This window comes from Chryseobacterium sp. CCNWLW53, from assembly GCF_037083525.1.
In the GTDB taxonomy this organism is placed as follows: domain Bacteria; phylum Bacteroidota; class Bacteroidia; order Flavobacteriales; family Weeksellaceae; genus Chryseobacterium; species Chryseobacterium lathyri.
Window position 1 is genome coordinate 274,600 of record NZ_JBAOJR010000004.1, and the last position, 18,298, is coordinate 292,897.

18 protein-coding genes are annotated in these 18,298 nt (G+C 37.7%); 6 read left to right on the forward strand and 12 right to left on the reverse strand.

Going from position 1 to position 18,298, the window contains the following annotated elements:
- Positions 1-245 precede the first annotated feature (245 nt).
- On the forward strand, positions 246-1,259 hold the full coding sequence (locus tag V6R96_RS14460) for a terpene synthase family protein (protein WP_336379366.1): 1,014 nt from the start codon (positions 246-248) through the stop codon (positions 1,257-1,259).
- Positions 1,260-1,653: 394 nt separating this feature from the next.
- Here the strand turns inward: V6R96_RS14460 and V6R96_RS14465 are convergent, their stop codons facing one another.
- Positions 1,654-2,157 (reverse strand): N-acetyltransferase family protein, encoded by a 504-nt coding sequence (locus V6R96_RS14465; RefSeq protein WP_336379365.1) that lies wholly within the window; start codon positions 2,155-2,157, stop codon positions 1,654-1,656.
- A 269-nt stretch (positions 2,158-2,426) separates the two neighbouring features.
- On the reverse strand, positions 2,427-2,993 hold the full coding sequence (locus V6R96_RS14470) for a Crp/Fnr family transcriptional regulator (RefSeq protein WP_111953073.1): 567 nt from the start codon (positions 2,991-2,993) through the stop codon (positions 2,427-2,429).
- A 77-nt stretch (positions 2,994-3,070) separates the two neighbouring features.
- Here V6R96_RS14470 and V6R96_RS14475 point away from each other — a divergent pair, with 77 nt between their 5' ends.
- Positions 3,071-3,760, forward strand: a complete 690-nt coding sequence (locus V6R96_RS14475; RefSeq protein WP_223559659.1) for an HAD family hydrolase — start codon at positions 3,071-3,073, stop codon at positions 3,758-3,760.
- A 45-nt stretch (positions 3,761-3,805) separates the two neighbouring features.
- On the opposite strand, the gene V6R96_RS14480 is transcribed toward V6R96_RS14475, so the two are convergent.
- From V6R96_RS14480 to era, 3 genes are all read right to left on the reverse strand, one after another.
- On the reverse strand, positions 3,806-6,208 hold the full coding sequence (locus tag V6R96_RS14480) for a prolyl oligopeptidase family serine peptidase (protein ID WP_336379364.1): 2,403 nt from the start codon (positions 6,206-6,208) through the stop codon (positions 3,806-3,808).
- Positions 6,209-6,360: 152 nt separating this feature from the next.
- Entirely contained in the window at positions 6,361-6,789 is a 429-nt protein-coding gene (locus V6R96_RS14485) for a DoxX family protein (protein ID WP_111953067.1), read from the reverse strand.
- A 67-nt stretch (positions 6,790-6,856) separates the two neighbouring features.
- Positions 6,857-7,732 (reverse strand): GTPase Era, encoded by an 876-nt coding sequence (gene era, locus V6R96_RS14490; protein ID WP_223559662.1) that lies wholly within the window; start codon positions 7,730-7,732, stop codon positions 6,857-6,859.
- Between the two features lie 130 nt (positions 7,733-7,862).
- On the opposite strand from era, the gene V6R96_RS14495 reads away from it, so the two are divergent.
- From V6R96_RS14495 to V6R96_RS14505, 3 genes are all read left to right on the forward strand, one after another.
- Entirely contained in the window at positions 7,863-8,195 is a 333-nt protein-coding gene (locus V6R96_RS14495) for a hypothetical protein (protein ID WP_336379363.1), read from the forward strand.
- 5 nt (positions 8,196-8,200) lie between these two features.
- Positions 8,201-8,764: a Crp/Fnr family transcriptional regulator gene (locus V6R96_RS14500; RefSeq protein ID WP_223559663.1), complete on the forward strand. Its 564-nt coding sequence runs from the start codon at positions 8,201-8,203 to the stop codon at positions 8,762-8,764.
- Between the two features lie 241 nt (positions 8,765-9,005).
- Complete coding sequence (locus V6R96_RS14505) at positions 9,006-9,332, forward strand: multidrug efflux SMR transporter (protein ID WP_111953059.1); 327 nt, start codon at positions 9,006-9,008, stop codon at positions 9,330-9,332.
- 67 nt (positions 9,333-9,399) lie between these two features.
- Here the strand turns inward: V6R96_RS14505 and V6R96_RS14510 are convergent, their stop codons facing one another.
- From V6R96_RS14510 to gpmI, 5 genes are all read right to left on the reverse strand, one after another.
- Positions 9,400-10,167, reverse strand: coding sequence for a class I SAM-dependent methyltransferase (locus V6R96_RS14510; protein WP_223559664.1), 768 nt, complete (start codon positions 10,165-10,167; stop codon positions 9,400-9,402).
- Positions 10,167-10,976: a type I methionyl aminopeptidase gene (gene map / locus V6R96_RS14515; protein ID WP_336379362.1), complete on the reverse strand. Its 810-nt coding sequence runs from the start codon at positions 10,974-10,976 to the stop codon at positions 10,167-10,169. The genes V6R96_RS14510 and map overlap by 1 nt, the downstream gene beginning before the upstream one ends.
- Positions 10,977-11,154: 178 nt before the next feature.
- Entirely contained in the window at positions 11,155-11,586 is a 432-nt protein-coding gene (locus tag V6R96_RS14520; protein ID WP_111953053.1) for a BT0820 family HAD-type phosphatase, read from the reverse strand.
- A 91-nt stretch (positions 11,587-11,677) separates the two neighbouring features.
- A complete protein-coding gene (locus tag V6R96_RS14525; protein WP_111953051.1) occupies positions 11,678-12,658 on the reverse strand; it encodes an acyl-ACP desaturase in 981 nt (326 codons plus the stop codon).
- Positions 12,659-12,810: 152 nt separating this feature from the next.
- Positions 12,811-14,352 carry a 2,3-bisphosphoglycerate-independent phosphoglycerate mutase gene (gene gpmI / locus V6R96_RS14530; RefSeq protein WP_336379361.1) on the reverse strand — a complete coding sequence of 514 codons (1,542 nt, stop codon included), beginning with the start codon at positions 14,350-14,352 and terminating at the stop codon, positions 12,811-12,813.
- 350 nt (positions 14,353-14,702) lie between these two features.
- Here gpmI and V6R96_RS14535 point away from each other — a divergent pair, with 350 nt between their 5' ends.
- Entirely contained in the window at positions 14,703-15,026 is a 324-nt protein-coding gene (locus tag V6R96_RS14535) for a translation initiation factor (RefSeq protein ID WP_111953039.1), read from the forward strand.
- Positions 15,027-15,028: 2 nt separating this feature from the next.
- Here V6R96_RS14535 and V6R96_RS14540 read toward each other — a convergent pair whose 3' ends face one another.
- Together V6R96_RS14540 and V6R96_RS14545 are read right to left on the reverse strand one after the other, a co-directional pair.
- The gene (locus tag V6R96_RS14540) at positions 15,029-15,928 is read right to left on the reverse strand and encodes a leucine-rich repeat domain-containing protein (RefSeq protein WP_336379360.1); all 900 of its coding nucleotides are present in this window, start codon (positions 15,926-15,928) and stop codon (positions 15,029-15,031) included.
- A 54-nt stretch (positions 15,929-15,982) separates the two neighbouring features.
- Positions 15,983-18,136: an alkaline phosphatase PhoX gene (locus V6R96_RS14545; protein WP_336379359.1), complete on the reverse strand. Its 2,154-nt coding sequence runs from the start codon at positions 18,134-18,136 to the stop codon at positions 15,983-15,985.
- Positions 18,137-18,298 lie beyond the last annotated feature (162 nt).

The window sequence follows — 18,298 nt, forward strand, 5'->3', positions numbered from 1 at the left end:
AAAAAATCCCCAACCTGGTTATTTTTTTCAATGAAGTACAATCGGTAATCAAAACGAGGTAACCAGACAGTATGCATTACAATATCTTAAGGTAATCCAGCATGAACATCTGAAAGAAGCCTGTCTTGAAGATTTACTTCTACAATGAACACCTGAAAGAATTTGTGGAGCATAACAACTTAGAAGATAATCACATATTGAGTATAAATACAATTTTTTTTCATTTTAAACTAAAACCATATATTATGAATCAATTTAATGTGCCCAAGCCAGTATACCCTTGGGAAACCCTCTCAAGCCCTTTCGCTGGAACTTTCTATGAAGAAGAAACCAGTTGGTATGACCAGGATTATCAATTCTTATCAAAAGAGGCAATGACCCGGTACAGAAAAATGCGGTTAGTTGATGTAGGCCCCTTTATGGTACCTGCAGCTACCGAAAAGGACAGAATTCTCCATGCAACGCGTTTTGCTATTTATATGACAGTGACTGATGATTATGTTGAACTTTTGCCCGTAAAGGAAATTGCAGCAATCAGAGACCGTATTTTTGAGGTGATGATGGGAGATGATCCAAAACCGGGGGAAATAGGCATGTTCCGTCAAATGCAAAAAAACAGAAAGGAATGGATTGCGCTTGGGATGCCAGACTTCTGGCTTGAGCGGATCGCTAAGAATTATAAATACCGTTTCGTTACTGATGGAATTATGGAAGAATCACCATATAAAATCAGTAAAGATATTCCTTCTATTCCTCTTTTTCATTTAATCCGTGCAAATTCCATAGGAATGATTCCATTTGTTGATTTAATTTGCCCTTCAACTGGTTTTGCTTTACCTGATTACATTTATAATCATACCGTTATACAGCGTATTATTATGCTACAGTCAATCATTGTTGCTCTTCAGAACGATTTTGCAACTATTGGCAAAGAGCTCGCCATAGAATCAGAGATTTTCAATATCATCAAATTATTACAGCATCACAATAAAATTTCTTTTGATGAAGCCTGCAAAGAAGGAATGAGGATTCATGATGAACTTGTAAATGAATTTGTAACATTATCAAATCACCTACCGGATTTCAGTCCATATCAAAAGGAGACAGAGGAATTTATTTATTACATAAAACAAATGATCAGTGGGTTAAATAATTGGTACTATAAAAGCGGAACAGAACGATATGAACCTGGTGGATTTGCTGTGCCACCCAATGGAAAAGGTGAGACAATGGACAGAGTAGAAATTAAATATTTCTAGGACTGATAGTTAATATTTTACAAATTTAATCTTAACCAGAAGAATATAATTCAAAAGATCATATGCTATGTAGCCATTACCCTGGCCCGACTTTATCCATTCACATGCAGAGCGGATGGGGAAAGATACAGGATGGATAATGGCTACATTTTCCTGACAGAACAATAGCCTGAAATATACAAAAATGAGACTGCATGCGTACTGCTAGTATGGTACCTGCTTAACGTTTCAGCAATTTTTTATCCAAGAATAAGAACTCTACAAACTTAAATTATAATCCTCCATATAACTAAACTTTGTACCCCTTCCACAAATTCTTTAAAGCTTGTATTTTTCATCTGTATTTTCCTTTAGAAGTTAAAAGGGATTCACCCTACTCTGTACATAAAGAGATTTAATTCACCTTTTTCCCTAAAATCGTCAGGCTCCTTTCTATTCCATCCAAAATGGCCACATCAGGAAACATTCCCCAATCTTCAAATCCAAAATTCCTGAAAAGTTTTAAGCTAGCTTCATTATGTGAGAAGATAAATCCAAGAAGTGTTTTTATCCCTAAACTTGGAGCCTTATCAATACAGTATTCCATTACTTTTTTCCCAAAACCTTTTCCTCTGCAGGATTCATCGAGGTAAATACTCATTTCAACGGTTCCATTGTATGCAGGCCTTCCATAAAATGAAGAAAAACTTACCCATCCTACCGTTTCATGATCATTATTCTCAATGATCCAAAGTGGTCTTGTTTCAGGATTATGTTCATCAAACCATTTTTTCCTGCTTTCTACAGTAACGTTTTCAGTATCGGCAGTCACCATTCTTGACAGAATGGTAGAATTGTATATCTCAACAATTCTTTCTAAATCTTTCAGGTCAGCATTTCTGAATTGCAGTTCTCCCATTTTATAAATTCCGGTTTTATCTGTGCAAAAATACGGAGGATAATATTTTTATGAGCAGAAATTCAATCAATAATTGTAATTAATGGGAAGGATGAAAGATGGTTACTATTAGTCTTCCGGATAGCCTTGTCAAGGTTTTGAACCTTGACAAGGCTATTGCTCGATATTTTTACAGTAAAAAAGTAATCTAATTGTTCTCCTATGAAAACATACTGGTTGTCTTTTCGCACTCAATAACTTCCCTCTCCCATCCTCTATCCTTAACTTGTTTATTTCCCTAAATTCTTCAAAGTCCGGTTCAGACTTCTTACTGTAATTCCCAGGTAAGCAGCCATATCCTCTTTTGAAATCTCAATTTCTTCATGTTTCTGCAGTTCAAGAAGCTGGGACAAAGTATGTTCAGCCGCGTACAACTGCTGATAAGAGGCTCTTTTGGATGTATTGACAATGCGTTCGGCAAATACGTCCAGCAGCAGATTATTCAGTGAGAGGTCAGTTTTAATCAAAGTCCTGAAATACGGTATAGCTACAGCATACACAGTAACGTCTGTGACTGCTTCAATACTGCAGAGGCAGGAAATATTTCGGATCAGCTCTATTTCCCCGATGATCTCACCTTTTCCCAGAAATTCAACAATATATTCCTTGTCGTTTTCTTCAACGAAAAAACATTTGGTAATTCCCTCTTTGATCAGCATTACTTTAGAGGGTTCTTCGTTTTGCGTGAATATTCTATCACCTTTGGAAAAAGATCTTATCACAATATCTTCTTTTCGTTCCTGTTTTTTGTATAGATCTTCCAGATAATTTAAAAATAGCTGATTGGTCCGTAACATATTTTATCCGGGACAAATGTCCTTTTCTGTTTGAATTTTTATATTGAATTTTGTCACGAGAAAAATACAAAAGTAAAATGAATAATCATATAACAACCATCGCTTTTGATGCAGATGATACACTGTGGATCAATGAACCTTATTTTCAGGAAGCAGAAGAAGAATTCTGTGTGCTTCTTGAAGATTATCTGCCACAGCATTCTGTCTCTCAGGAATTATTTAAAACTGAAATGAAAAATCTTCATCTGTATGGCTACGGGGTAAAAGGATTTATGCTTTGTATGATAGAAACCGTGAGCAGAGTTTCAGACGGTACAGCATCGATGCAGCTGATTGACAGAACCATTGAAATTGGTCAGGAACTCCTGCAGAAACCTATAGAATTACTGGAAGGTGTTACCCAAACATTAGATGCATTAAAAGGAAAATACAGGCTGGTTGTGGCCACAAAAGGAGATCTGTTGGATCAGGAACGAAAGCTTAAAAACTCCGGACTGCAAGACTATTTTCACCATATAGAAATTATGAGTGACAAAAAGGAAAGTGACTATCAAAAGCTGTTGAAACATCTGGACTGTAAACCAGAGCAATTTTTAATGCTCGGGAATTCTATAAAATCAGATGTTCTTCCAGTACTGGAGATCGGAGGCTTTGCAGCACACATTCCTTATCATGTGACCTGGAGCCATGAGCAGCATGAACATCATCTGGAACATGATAACTTCATGGAACTGACAAGTATTGATGAAGTACTGAAGTATTTATAAAAAAAAAGCCCGTTTTAAATAATGAACGGGCTTTTTTTAACTATTTTATTTTTTCAGACACTTCTCAAGGAACTGATCCTGTTCCCATAAAAGGTGTAGAATATTTTCTTTAGCCACATAACCATGTGCTTCTTTTGGAAGAAGGACCATTTTTACAGGAGCTCCCAAATTTTTCAGAGCCTGGAAATATCTTTCCGTCTGCAAAGTAAAGGTTCCCGGGTTATTGTCGGCATCACCATGAATTAAAAGCATTGGTGTTTTCATTTTATCAGCATTCATGAATGGCGACATTGTGTTATAAATTTCCGGAACATCCCAGTAATTTCTCTGCTCGCTCTGGAATCCAAACGGAGTCAGCGTTCTGTTATAAGCTCCACTTCTTGCAATACCACAGGCATAGTCCTTAGAATGGGTTAAAAGATTAGCCGTCATAAATGCACCATATGAATGACCTCCAACAGCAACTTTAGTTCTATCAATATAGCCTAACTTGTCTACAGCATCTATAGCTGCTCTTCCATTTGCTACCAACTGTGGAATGAAAGTATCATTTGGTTCCGTCTTACCTTCTCCAATAATCGGGAAAGCAGCATCATCCAGTACAGCATAGCCTTTTGTAGTCCAGTACACGAAAGATCCGTAATATGGAAACGTAAAGTCGTTCGGGTTCTGGGTATTCTGCCCTGCTGTATTTTTATCCTTGTATTCAGTAGGATAGGCCCAGATCAGTAAAGGAAGTTTTTCTTTTTTAGCTTTTCTGTCGTAATTGGCAGGCAGGTAAAGAGTTCCCGTTAAAGTAACTCCGTCATTTCTTTTGTATGTAATTACCTCTTTATAAACGTCTTTAATACTTTCAAAAGGATTTGCAAATTGAGTTACTGCTTCTGCTTTATTGGTTTTAATATTCTTTTTAAAATAATTCGGGTACAGGCTTGGGGACTGCTGGGTTGTCAGAATTTCACCTTTTGAAGGATTTAGGATATCTATGATCTCTTCCTTACCATTCTTAACGTTAGATGTATATAATCTTTTCTTTTTTAGCGACTTTACATCCATTTCATCGATGAAAGGATGCTGTCCGTCTTTGGTAAATCCGTCTCCGATCAGATAGGTTTTTCCTCCTTTCATATCAATAACATATCTCCCGTATTGATTTTTTGTAGTACTAAAGTTCCCAGGATCACTGTAAACATCCTGGTAATTTCTGTCATCAATCACTTTTGATTCGCCGTTATTAAGATCCACAAGGAAAGATTTTGTATTTCTTGTATCATACCAGCCTTCAGAAACTATCGCATAGTGATCGTTGGTCCAGCTTACGCCTTCATATCTCTGTTTTGTTTTAAAGAATGATTTTGGAGCAGTAGTAAAAGGTGCTTCCCATGTAAAGATCTCATCCCTGTACTCTGCAGATTTAGACTGGTCACCTCCATCCAATGCTTCAGCAAATACTAAAGTTGCCGGTGCATCATTTCTCCAGCCCATACTTCTTTTTCCTGTTCTTACAGACGAAAATCCTTTTGGCATTATTTCGTTCAAAGGAACATCATTTACTATTTTTACTGCATTTCCCTTCATATCATACACCGTAGTTATCATTGGAAACCTGCTCAAAGGAACAATGTATGAAAAGGGTTTTTTGATCACCGTAGCCATCAAATAATTTCCGTCCGGAGAAAAGCTTAAACCGGAATACATATCCTGGTCTTTTACTTTTTTAAGGGTTCCATTCAGGTCTACACTATAAATTTCTGAAGCGGTAAGAACCTCAAAGTTTTTTTCATCCTGAGGATTTTTTAAAAGATCCTGATAGGTTCTGTTTTGCGACACTTTACCGTCAGCTGTAGAAACGATAGGTCCGGTTGGAAGATCTTTGCTGGCATCTATCAGAGCTGGTCTGTTCTGGGGAAGGGTCCTGATCAGAAGACTTTTGGAATCATTGTACCATGTATAGGGCGTTCCTAAGTTAGCATTAAGATTATCACCAGTAATTTTTTTGGCAGTAGCAGTTTCCATATCTACGGACCAAAGCTCAACTCCCTTATTGGTTGTGTTGGTAAATGCCAGTGTTTTTTCGTCCGGCGAAAATGAAATATAAGTGATTTTAGCATTGGAAGGTAGGTTCTTCACCTGAACCTCGCTTTTATCATTAATCTTTCTGATCTTCAGATTATCGGAGTAAGTGACACTGCTTGAAATATTAGTAACCGGATTAATTCTTAAACCGGCAAGTTTCATTTCCTGCTGATTAAGGTCTTCCAGTGTTTTATAGGTCGGACGGTAAGTGAAAACCACCCAGTCTTTTTTGCTGTTCATCAGGACGCTTGGCGGTCTTTCATAATCTGCAAGCTTTAGAATTTCAGCAGATGGTTTTTGATAAGTAATATTCTCCTGTGCATCATAGAAATTGAGAAATGCCAGAAGGCAAATGGTCAGTTTTATCTTCATATAAATTCGTTTTCCACGAAATTAGTGATTTTTAGGATACAACTAATTGCTTTATGAGAAACATATTACTGGAAGTAACAAACAGTTCCATTGACATCAAAATAAAAAAGAGCACTATTTCTAATGCTCTTTTATCTTTTATCTGAACCGGGCTACCAATCCGAAGCTCTTTTTCTTTTTTCTATCATATGATCTACCGATACTTTTCCTGCACCAAAAACCATGAGAAGCAGATAAACAGACAAATAGATCAGACTCATTTCTTTTTTCTCAAAAGGATCTCCTCCATGAACCACAAAAGCAGCAATGACCATTGTAAAGATCAGAAATCCTAAAGAAATCCTTGTAAAAAGACCTAATATAAGAAGTATTGAACAAACAAATTCAGCAATAACCGCAAGAACCAGGGTCACTGTAGGGCCTAACCCTATAAAGTCGAAAAATTCAATTTTGCCGCCTTCAAGCAGCATCTGAAGTTTCGGAAACCCGTGAGATAGCATGGCAAAACCAACAAATACTCTTACTACTAATAAAATAATATCTTTAGGTACTGAGCTGGAATTTGAGTTAAAATAGTTCATTTACTAAAAATTTAGATTAAAGTTAATAAAAATCTTTTAATAGAACGGAATTCCGGGCATTTTTAGTTTATCTGTATCCGAAATTTTTCAAATCCCTGTCGTTTTTACGCCAGTCCTTTTTCACTTTTACAAAAAGATTCAGGTGAATTTTCTTGGAAAAGAATTTTTCCAGATCCAATCTGGCTTCAGTTCCTACTTTTTTGATAGCTTCTCCCTTATGCCCAATGATAATTCCCTTCTGGGTATCTCTTTCCACATAAATAATAGAATCGATGAAAATAATACCTTCTTTTTCTTTAAACTGCTCGGTCACTACTTCTACAGAATAAGGAATTTCTTTCTCATAGTTTAAAAGGATTTTTTCACGGATCGCCTCGTTGACAAAAAATCTTTCCGGCTTATCGGTGTACTGCTCTTTGTCATAATATGGAGGGTTTTCCGGCAACAGAGATCTTAATTTCGGAAGAATGATATCTGTATTGAAGGCATTAAGGGCAGAGATAGGAAGAATCTCAGCTTTAGGAATCCTGTTGTGCCATTCTTCTACCAGTTTTTCAAGTCCTTCCTGGGTAGTCTGGTCTACTTTGTTCAGCAGAAGCAATACCGGAACCGGAATCTTATTAAGTTTATCAATTAAGAATTCTGAAGGTTCGGCCTTATCTGTAACATCTACAATGAACAGAAATACATCGGCATCCTGTAAAGAATCCTTTACAAAATCCATCATTTTTTCCTGAAGACCATACTTGGCGTCTAAAACTCCGGGAGTATCTGAAAATACGATCTGTAAATCCTCCTCATTATAAATTCCAAAAATCCTGTGGCGTGTTGTCTGTGCCTTTTGTGTTACGATAGCCAATTTTTCCCCCATTAACTGGTTTAATAAGGTAGATTTTCCCGCATTGGGCTTTCCGACTATATTTACGAATCCTGCTTTGTGCATATAATATTTTTTAGGCTCAAGATTGAACCGGGCTGCAAAGTTAGTGAAAACAAAATTTAATTGGGTTTGGTTTCCATGAAAAGTACGTGCAGCCTTTGAAAAAGTAATATATTTATAGCAAAATTCATCTATGGCTGAAGCAGAAAAACATTTTGCAGAATTAGCGGCAGAAATTCCGGAGGCCCAGCAGGGAAAAATGTTTGGCGCTCTTTGCCTGAAAGCTCCTAATGGTAAAGCATTCTTATTATCAAAAAATGGAAGTATTGCGATAAAACTCAGTGGATCAGTCTTAGAAGAAGCTTTAGGTTTAAATGGAACTTCTATTTTTGAACCTTCTGAAGGGAAAAAGATGAACGGATGGGTTCAGATACCGGCTGAACATCAAAACAAATGGAAAGATTTTGCCCATTCCGCATTAACAGAAGTTAAGAACATAGAGAAGAAAATTTCAAAAAACAATTAAAATTCATGGATATAGATCAGATCCTTGACCGTATTTATGTTTTGCCAGAAGCTTCTAAAAATGCTTTGAAACAGCATATTCAAGAAGTATCACACCCCAAATATTTCTGCCTTATGGAAGCAGATAAAATTATCCCGCATATCTATTTTATCAGGAAAGGTATTGTACGTGCTTATGCTTCTACTGCTGAGAATGATATTACATTCTGGTTCGGAAGCGAAGGAGAAACGATAGTTTCCATGAAAAGTTATGTAGAAGACAGACCCGGCTATGAAAGTATTGAGCTTCTGGAAGACTGTGATCTGTACATTCTGGAAACGGAAAGCCTGAGAAAACTTTTTAATGAAGATATCCACATCGCTAACTGGGGAAGGAAATTTGCAGAAAGGGAACTTGTGAAAACAGAAGAACTGATTATTTCAAGACAGTTTAAAACCTCCCTGGAACGTTATAAAGATCTGATGACGAATAAATCCGATCTTTTAAAAAGAGTTCAACTGGGACATATTGCCTCTTATCTTGGCATTACACAGGTAAGTCTGAGCAGGATCCGGGCGGAAATAAAATAAAAAGACAGGAAGATGGAAGAAGGAGGCTGGAAGTTAGTATCCTTGATCCTTGTCAAGGTTTAAAACCTTGACAAGGATCAGTTCCAAAAATTAATAAAGACAGTATTCTAGCCATACTTTCGGTATCAGTAACTTCCCTCTTCAAACTTCCCGACCCTATAAAATAAATTCCTTTTTTAACAAATGTAAAATTGTTTCTACTTTCAAATGCGGAAATTTGCAGGAGAGAAAATTTAAAAAAATGAATTGGATTATTTTAATCATCGCCGGATTGTTTGAGGTTGCTTTTGCATCTTGTTTGGGTAAAGCCAAAGAAACTTCCGGATCTGAGATGTACTATTGGTATGCCGGTTTTCTGGTGACTATGACAATCAGTATGGTACTGCTGATCAAAGCTACGCAAACGCTTCCAATTGGGACAGCTTATGCAGTATGGACAGGGATAGGAGCCGTAGGAACAGCGCTGATGGGAATTTTCTTTTTTAAAGATCCCGTGAGCTTCTGGAGGGTATTTTTTATCGTAACCTTAATTGGTTCTGTAGTAGGACTGAAATCTGTTTCTCACTAAGATCGAAAACAACTTCTATCTATATTTAAATAAACCCGTCTTCAACATGAGGACGGGTTTATTGTAATTATTTTTTGAAAACTACAGGCAAGATCTCATTTTGTCTCAGCCCGTATTTTTTGATTTCTTCTTCTGAAAAATTCTGGGAATAGAAATTGGGTTCAGTTTCAAAGCCGGCCTTCCTCAAACGGTCGAAATAATCCATTCCGTACCAGCGGACATGGTCGTACTGTCCGAAATGTTTCTGACGTTCTTTCGGATCCTTTATTGAAAAATCTTCATAGGTCTTTTCCATAGAGTTTCTCATGGGAACCTGAAAAATTCCCCAGCCTCCGGGCTTCATTACTCTATACAATTCACTGATCGCCTTTGCATCGTCTTCAATATGTTCCAGGACATGATTACAGAAAACAATATCAAAACTTTCATCAGGAAAAGGTAGATCCAGAATATCCGCTTTCACATCTACGATGGGGGAAAAAAGATCTGCAGAAATATAATTCAGATTTTTCATCATCTTGAATTTTCTGAGGAATTCCTGTTCAGGAGCGATATGCAGAACTTTGGCGTTTTTAATGAAAAAATCGGTCTCGTTTTGAAGATAGAGCCACATCTGACGGTGTCTTTCCAAACTCAGCGTCCCGGGAGAAAGCGCATTTTCGCGTTGTTTTCCATAGCCGTAAGGAAGGAATTTCCGATAGGATCTTCCGTCGATAGGATCATAGAATTCCTCTCCTTTGAAAAACTGATAAATAAGCGGCCTCGCCCAGATACTCATTTTAATAAGCATTGGACGAGGTATTTTATTGAGTAAAAGTTTAGTTACTTTTTTCATTAAAAATCCAATTGGAAAGACTTTTCTTCATCACTTACGATACCCAGGGCCTCATAAACATATTTGAATGTGGAAAGCAGCACTGGTTTCCCGTTAATTACCGCTACGTCATGCTCAAAATGGGCAGAAGGCAGGTTATCCAAAGTAGTGACCGTCCAGCCATCATTATGGAATTTCACCTTTTCCGTACCCAGATTCACCATCGGTTCGATAGCAATGGCAAGACCGTCTTTGATGACTTTTCCGCTTCCCTGTCTTCCGTAATTCGGAACCTGAGGATCTTCATGCATTTTTCTTCCAAGACCATGTCCTACAAGTTCTTTCACCACCCCATATCCTTCTTTTTCACAATGTGCCTGGATGGCATGGGAAATATCCCCTATTCTTTTTCCTCTTACGCACTGCTCAATTCCTTTGTAAAGGGATTCTTTGGTTACCTGCAATAGTTTTTTAACCTCAGGTTTCACTTCCCCGATCTCAAATGTATAGGCATGATCTCCTACAAAACCGTTGAGAATAACCCCACAGTCTACAGAAAGAACATCTCCTTCTTTGATAATATCATTATTCGGAAAACCGTGAACAACCTGATCGTTTGGAGAAATACATAAAGAATTCGGGAAACCGCCATATCCTAAAAAAGCAGGTTCTGCCCCATGATCTTTAATGAAATCATGAGCCAGCTTATCAAGATATAAAGTATTGATTCCAGGTTTTATTTCTTTTGCCAGCATTCCCAGTGTTTTTGAAACCAGGTGTGCACTCTCCTTCATCAGGCGGAGCTCCTCTATTGTTTTTAATTGAATCATTTTTATAGATGTTAGATATTAGATGTTAGAAGTTAGACTACAACTTAATGTATATTTTAAAGTAAGATTAAATGATAGCCTTCCCAACATCTACGGTTTTCTGATAAAGTTTTAAACGAAGCAGTAGCATTAAAAAACTAATTTCTAATCTCTAGCTTCTAACTTCTATTTTAAATTGTTACCAGAAAAGTCCTTTTTTCTTTTCTTTTTTAAGTTTTGAATAGGCCAGAACTTCTTTTCCTTCTACACGGAATTCTATTCTTTCCTGGATAATATTGTAGATTTCTCCCCAACCCGGGAAGCCTCCTAAATTCCTGTCATCGATGAACCAGTCTGCATCCAGTTTTCTTGACTGATTTTCAGGATCAAAAACTTCTCCTTCAAAACTGGAATTCACTGCGTAAAATTCTACGCCATTATTTCTGCAAAATTCTACAGCTTCATCCAAAGTCTTTCCGTGTCTGTATGTCCAGAGAATTAACCTGTACCCTTCTGCCTGAAGTCTTTTTAATGTTTCGAAAGCAAAGATTTTTGCTTTACCAATTGCCGGGTATGCATCATCAACAATAGTTCCGTCGAAATCAACAGCAATTTTCTTGTTATTTAACATTTTGTCTTTTTTTAGCTTTGCAAAGATAAGAAATAAAAAGAGTGCCGAAAACGATGGCACTCTTAAGTTTTATAATTTAATGTTTGTAAAGTTAGCCTTTTACCCACTTAAACTGAAACTGTAAATCCGGAGTTGAAATTCTGTCCGTAATTTTCTGAAGTCTCGCAGGCAGTTTCATCAGGTATTCCTGAGCTTTTTCAGCTTGTTCAGTAAGTCCTTTTACATGCTCTATCTTCCATTCATCCAATAAGTCTTTCATAATATTGATATAATCCTGACCTGTATATACCATACATCTTTGTGCTGCATCTGAGAAATGCCCCCAAAGCTCTCCGGCTTTTTGCCCGGACTGTCTCATCATATGAGCAGGCATTACGATTTTTTTACGCATCATATCTTCAAATGCAAGGATCATTTCTGATGGGTCTATTTCTAAAATTTTAGCAACGAAATGTTTGTATGCTTTTGCGTGTCTGGCTTCATCTGCAGCAATTACACCACACATTTTTGCTAACTTTCCGTTTCCTGACTGTTTTGCCAATGTACCCACTCTTCTGTGCGATATATTGGTAGCCGTTTCCTGAAAGCTTGTATAAACGAAGTTTCTGTATGGATCCATGCTTGTCCCTAAATCGAAACCGTCATTAATTAAATATTGAGTGGTCACTTCCAGTTCTCTCATATTCACTCTTCCGCACAGATAAAGGTATTTACCCAAAAGATCTCCATGTCTGTTTTCTTCACCAGTCCATGCTCTTATCCAGTGGGCCCAGCCCACTTCTTTCTGCTCCTGATCTATTCCGTCTACTCCCATTAACCATGATTCATAAGAAGGCAATGCTTCTTCTGTGATACAGTCGCCAATCAGAGTTACAAACAAATCATAAGGCATTTCACGGGCAAAAGTCTGAATTTCTTCTAAGTCATATTTAAAATCAGCGCTTGACGGATCCGGAAGATAATCGGAAGGCTGCCAGATTTTTTCAATTGGCGTTAAAAATTTATCCAGAAAAGAACCTACTTCCTTTTCCAATATTCCCATTACTTCTTTTCTGACAAGCTTTTGATACATCTTACTATATGGATTTTAATTTACAAAGATATGATTTATTTATTATTTGTCGCATAATAACCTATGCAACTCATACAATGACTGATATAAATCATACAAAAATGCCGCCATCTATACCATAACGGCATTTTTCGGACAATATTATTGAATTTTTAACTAACTAAGATATCTCCTGTCATTACTTCCGGAATCTCTACTCCCATTACTTTTAAGATAGTCGGAGCTACATCTCCAAGTTTCCCGGGTTTTAAATTCCATGTATGGTCTTTATCCATCACAATAAATGGTACAAGGTTCGTAGAATGCTGTGTGTTGGGAGTACCGTCCGGATTGATCATTACGTCTGAGTTTCCGTGATCAGCCAGGATAAATACGGCATAGCCATGCTCATAAGCTGTAGTTGCTACTTTCTCAATACATTTATCTACTGTTTCAGCGGCTTTTACTGCCGCTTCAAAAACTCCAGTATGACCTACCATATCTGTATTGGCAAAATTCAAACAGACAAAATCCGCTGTTCCGTTTTCCAATTCGGGCACAATGGCATTGGTAATGTCATAAGCAGACATTTCCGGCTTAAGATCATAAGTGGGAACATCTTTCGGACTTGGACAAAGCAGTCTTCTTTCTCCGTTGAATTCTTCTTCCCTGCCCCCGGAGAAGAAAAACGTTACGTGAGGGTATTTTTCTGTTTCGGCAATTCTGATCTGTGTTTTACCGTTTCTTTCAAGAATTTCACCCATTGTTTCCTTCAATACTTCTTCATCAAACACAACCTGTACATTCTGATAGGTTTTATCATAATTGGTTAAAGTGATATAATGAAGGTTGAGTTTACGCATAAAGAAATCAGGGAAATCTTTCTGGGTAAGAACTTCTGTGATCTCACGCCCTCTGTCTGTACGGAAATTGAAACAGATGACCACGTCACCATCTATAATTTTGGCTACCGGAACTACGTTTCCTGTTTCTGTTGTTTTAACCAGAATAATAGGCTTTAAGAATTCATCAGTCACATTATTATCATAAGACGACTTAATAGCGGTCAAAGCATCTGTCGTCTGTAGCCCTACTCCTTCTACCATCGCATCGTATGCCAGTTTTACACGTTCCCATCTTTTATCACGGTCCATTGCATAATATCTTCCGATCACCGTTGCTAGCTTGCCTACTGTAACCTCCATATGGTTCTGAAGCTCTTCTATAAACCCAAGCCCAGAATGTGGATCACAATCTCTTCCGTCTGTAAAGGCATGTACAAAGACATTTTCGTGCAGTCCAAATTCATGTGCGGCAGTCAACAAACCTTTTAGGTGATTGATATGTGAGTGTACCCCCCCGTTGGAAACCAATCCAATAAAGTGCAGCTTTTTATTTTCTCTTTTAGCGTAGTCGAAAGCATCCTGAATGACCTGCTGTTGTCCCAGTGTTCCATTCTCAACGGCCATATTCAGTTTTACAAGATTCTGATAGACCACTCTTCCTGCTCCCAAATTCATGTGTCCTACTTCAGAATTTCCCATCTGTCCTGCAGGAAGTCCTACAGCCAGACCGCTGGCTTCAAGTGTTGTATGTGGAAATTTTTGATAACAGCTGTCTATAAATGGAGTGTTTGCTTTATCTAAGGCAGACACCTCTGGATTTGTTCCCAGTCCCCATCCGTCAAGGATTGCTAATATTGCTTTTTTTGACATTTCGTATAACTTTTTGTTACACAAATTTACCTAATTTCGGATGAATGGACGAATTTGAAGGATTTATTTTAAAAACATCGGCGTAAAACAGTACTACTATGAATATTTTCCTTTATCTCCTGCAAATTTTGCTGACGACACAGATATATTATTCAAAATGTTTTTAACTATTCTATTCCGGCTGTTGGCTGCAGTACTCTAATCCAACGCCTGTGGTGACTTCGAGTATTTCAGTCACCAAGCCTTCTTTTTCTCTGTATTGATTACTACCAGTTTCTTAGGTTTCCTTTTTCGTGTTAAATTATTTACGATCTGACACACTTTTCTAAATTATTATTTAATTTTGCTATATGGATTTAAGAGATCAGTTAAAGAACCTTTTCCCTGAACATGAGGAAAAGGACTTTGAAATGCCTAAGGAAGAGTTTAAGCAGCAGGAACCTTTGGTGTGTAAATTTGAGAAAAAAGGCAGAAACGGTAAGCCTGTAACGATTGTTGAAGGCTGGGAAGGGAGTGAGGAAGATTTAAAGAAAATCTCAAAAAAAATAAAAACCACCTTAGGAATAGGCGGTTCAGAGAAAGATGGAACGATCATTATTCAGGGCGATAACCGTGATAAAATAATGAATATCCTTAAAGAAATGGGATATAAAACCAAAAGAGTCGGCGGGTAGATCTAGAAATAGATCTGGGTTTCCGGCATCAGGCTTTTCAATCGTTCAATCTTAGTTTTTTCTATAGGATTTCCTGTCAGGATAAGGGTTTTCAGTTTTTTCAACTGCCCTATTTCTTCGGGAATATCTTTCAGATTATTATTGGCAAGATTCATACTGACAATATTTTTCAGTCCTTTTATTTTAGGGGATATTTCTGTGATATGATTGCTGCTTACGTTCAAAAATTCAAGATTCTGAGCCCTGAACAGGTTTTCCGGCAATTTTACAATAGCATTCTGCTGCAATTCAAGATATTTTAAATATTTAGGGAAAGAAAGATTCCCCAAATCATTAATCTGGTTTTCAGATAAATTCAAAAATTTTAGATTTTTTATTCTGTATAAACGGTCCGCAATGATACTGATCTGGTTTCCCTGAAGGTTAATTTCTTCCAAAGCCGGTATTTCCATCAGGGCTTCGGGAAAAATATTCAGGTTATTGGCATCAAAATGTACTGCTTTTAAATTCTGAAGTTTTGCAACGTTGGGGTTAATGCTTGTCAGGCCGTTAAGATTCATGGAGAATGTGTTCAGCTTTTTCAGGTTTCCAATTTCGTCTGGAATATATTTGATGCTGTTTTCATTCACATTTAAGATCTCCAGCTTCGTTAATGCAAAGATTTCCTGATCCATTTTTTCAAGCTTATTTCCCATGATATTAAGGAAAAATAAGGATTCCAGCTTTGAAATTTGAGGAGGCAGGTTGAAAAGTCCCTTTTCTCTGAAACTCATACTGTAAACCGTTTTTTTACTGGTCAGCGCTTCATCAATACTGGTAAATGTAGGATATTTCACAGGATCTATCTGTGCCTTTGCAAGACAGAGAGAGAAAACAGAAATCAATAGAACAAGCTTTTTCATAGAGATAAATTTCGGGCGGCGGCAAAGCCGCCGCCCGAAATGAGTATTAATAATTTACTTTTTTACTAGCTTCACAGTTTTCTGGAAACCTCCTTCTGCTTCGATATTCAGAACCAGAATGCGGGATCCTTCAAGCTGATGCGTAAAGTCAAGATCCAATGATCTGTTAACTCCGCTGAATTTCTTCGTATAAACGATCTTTCCATCCAGGCTGTATGCTGTTACAGAAATGTCTTTCAATCCTTTTGGTGAGTTGATTTTAACAATTCCTGAAGTAGGATTCGGAGCTACCTCAACGGTATTTTCAGCATTATGACTTTCAACAGTCCCCAATGCACCAGCTGTTCCTAAGTTTTGTTTTAAAGCAATAACAACTGTAGCTGATTTCCCTCTGTAATCAATTGTATTTCCTGTAGCGTCAATATCCGTAGAAATCGTAGAATCAGGATGCTGAATCGAGAAGAAACCAAATTTATGATCCGGTGTGAATGTCAGTCCTGTAGGTTCTGATCCTGCAGGCATAGAAGCAAAAAGTCTCACTTTAGGATTAGCCTGTGTATGATCCGGAGCGATTACCCAGATGTAGTTTTTTCCACCATCCTGAAGAACCCAAAGGTTTCCAAGTTCGTCAAAAGTAAGGTTGTCATTTCCATCGCCCCATGCTTCAGATTTCATTCCCTGAGGAGTGTTAAAAGAATATGCTGTAGAAGCACCTCCTGCAAAAGTTTCTACCTGGGAAGCAGTTGCTCCGTTATCCTGCAGACGGTATATTTTATCCAATCCTTTTGCTGTAAAATAAATTTTTCCGTCTAAAGGGCTGATGTCTACATCTTCCACTCCGTTAAATCTTGTTCCTCCTAAAGACTGGGCAAGTGCAGTTGTATTATTCTGATCCGCTTTTATTTTATTTGGAACCTGAACCCATGTAGCTGTAGTTCCCACAGGATCTCCTGAAGTACTTAATCCCTGATCAAGCTTTAATACATAAAGGTTTCCAGAAGAAAGATCATTTGGAGTATCCATTACATATTTATAGACCATATGGGTTCCCCCGTCTTCTCCATAATAGGCTGTAGTTCCTGCATTATTTACCACTACATTTTCGTGGTTCATAATTCCCATCTGCCAAAGCTTTCCTTTGGATCCGTCTGTATTTTTGGAAATAACCTGCGCTGTGGCCGGATCAATTTCCACTAACCATCCGTAATCTTTGTAGCCATCACTGTTTACGTCATTGGAAGTAACAGATTCTTCGGCAGTAACAACAGTTCCCCAAGGAGTAACTCCACCTGAACAGTTTCTGATCGTCTGAACCAAACTTGGATCGGAGAAACTTACTGCTCTTGATCTTGTCAGCTGCCAAAGTTTTGTGGAAGAATTGTAGTTAACCTCAGCCATCGTAACCCCTCCAGGATTGGTTTCATGGTTTACAGAAAGGTATCCGTTCGTGCTGCTTCCTGTCTTGGCAACATAGGCAGTAAAGTCATTCTGACCTCCTACCATTCCACCTCCTTCGGTGTAACTGTCACCTTCTTTTAAGATAAGCTGGTATTTATGTTCAGTCGGAATGATCAGTTTATTGGTTTGTGCCGTAGGAACAATAGAAGTAAAACAGCTGATGTGCGTTCCTGTACATGCAGGAGGTGGCGTAACAGTAGCTGTTGTCTTTAAATAAGCATCAATTCTAAGGTCTGAGCTGGCCGCGGTTCTGTTGTGAAGTTCTATAGAGATCCTGTTGGTTCCGTTTACAAATTGAGCTTTTGGAATAGAAAAGATATTATAAACGCTTTCTGCAGCCCCGTCAATTGTTGTACTGGAAGGTGTATTGAAAGCAATAGCCCCTGTTGGCATATTATCTCTCACTACCTCAACTCCGTTAAGATAAACAACGATTCCGTCGTCTCTCATTACTCCTAATTCCATATTATCTGAAAGGGTTAACAAGTCTACGGTGAAATCTTTAGCAAAATAAGCAGTTGTAAGACCTGAACTGATGGTAGTGGTTACAGGATCTCCATAACCCAGAGGTCCGTTCCCTGCGGTCCATGTTGAAACATCAAATGTCTGATCTTTCCATGAATCTGCCAGAGCCTGGTTGTTATCCTTATAGCTCCAGGACGAGTTCTTGTTGAATAAAAAGGTCTGTGCCTGTGCACTAAAACCAGCCACCATAGCCAGCGCCGCAATTGTAAGTAATTTTCTCTTCATTTTAATTGATTTATTAGACTCTGCAAAGCTATTTTTTTGGCGAGGTACCTCTGTTAATAGGAGTTTAAATATAGACTGGAGAATATTAATTAATTTATAACCCAATGTTAAGGGAATTAAATAATTGTTAAATATTTGAGTTTGAGAGTGGGAGTGTTGGAA

Coding starts and splice junctions, on each gene's coding strand:
- V6R96_RS14495 (WP_336379363.1), top strand. CDS start 7,863: ATGGCTGAAGCAGAAAAACATTTTGCAGAATTAGCGGCAGAAATTCCG.
- V6R96_RS14465 (WP_336379365.1), bottom strand. CDS start 2,157: ATGGGAGAACTGCAATTCAGAAATGCTGACCTGAAAGATTTAGAAAGA.
- map (WP_336379362.1), bottom strand. CDS start 10,976: ATGATTCAATTAAAAACAATAGAGGAGCTCCGCCTGATGAAGGAGAGT.
- V6R96_RS14500 (WP_223559663.1), top strand. CDS start 8,201: ATGGATATAGATCAGATCCTTGACCGTATTTATGTTTTGCCAGAAGCT.
- V6R96_RS14540 (WP_336379360.1), bottom strand. CDS start 15,928: ATGAAAAAGCTTGTTCTATTGATTTCTGTTTTCTCTCTCTGTCTTGCA.
- era (WP_223559662.1), bottom strand. CDS start 7,732: ATGCACAAAGCAGGATTCGTAAATATAGTCGGAAAGCCCAATGCGGGA.
- V6R96_RS14485 (WP_111953067.1), bottom strand. CDS start 6,789: ATGAACTATTTTAACTCAAATTCCAGCTCAGTACCTAAAGATATTATT.
- V6R96_RS14475 (WP_223559659.1), top strand. CDS start 3,071: ATGAATAATCATATAACAACCATCGCTTTTGATGCAGATGATACACTG.
- V6R96_RS14480 (WP_336379364.1), bottom strand. CDS start 6,208: ATGAAGATAAAACTGACCATTTGCCTTCTGGCATTTCTCAATTTCTAT.
- V6R96_RS14510 (WP_223559664.1), bottom strand. CDS start 10,167: ATGAAAAAAGTAACTAAACTTTTACTCAATAAAATACCTCGTCCAATG.
- gpmI (WP_336379361.1), bottom strand. CDS start 14,352: ATGTCAAAAAAAGCAATATTAGCAATCCTTGACGGATGGGGACTGGGA.
- V6R96_RS14505 (WP_111953059.1), top strand. CDS start 9,006: ATGAATTGGATTATTTTAATCATCGCCGGATTGTTTGAGGTTGCTTTT.
- V6R96_RS14545 (WP_336379359.1), bottom strand. CDS start 18,136: ATGAAGAGAAAATTACTTACAATTGCGGCGCTGGCTATGGTGGCTGGT.
- V6R96_RS14525 (WP_111953051.1), bottom strand. CDS start 12,658: ATGTATCAAAAGCTTGTCAGAAAAGAAGTAATGGGAATATTGGAAAAG.
- V6R96_RS14535 (WP_111953039.1), top strand. CDS start 14,703: ATGGATTTAAGAGATCAGTTAAAGAACCTTTTCCCTGAACATGAGGAA.
- V6R96_RS14520 (WP_111953053.1), bottom strand. CDS start 11,586: ATGTTAAATAACAAGAAAATTGCTGTTGATTTCGACGGAACTATTGTT.
- V6R96_RS14460 (WP_336379366.1), top strand. CDS start 246: ATGAATCAATTTAATGTGCCCAAGCCAGTATACCCTTGGGAAACCCTC.
- V6R96_RS14470 (WP_111953073.1), bottom strand. CDS start 2,993: ATGTTACGGACCAATCAGCTATTTTTAAATTATCTGGAAGATCTATAC.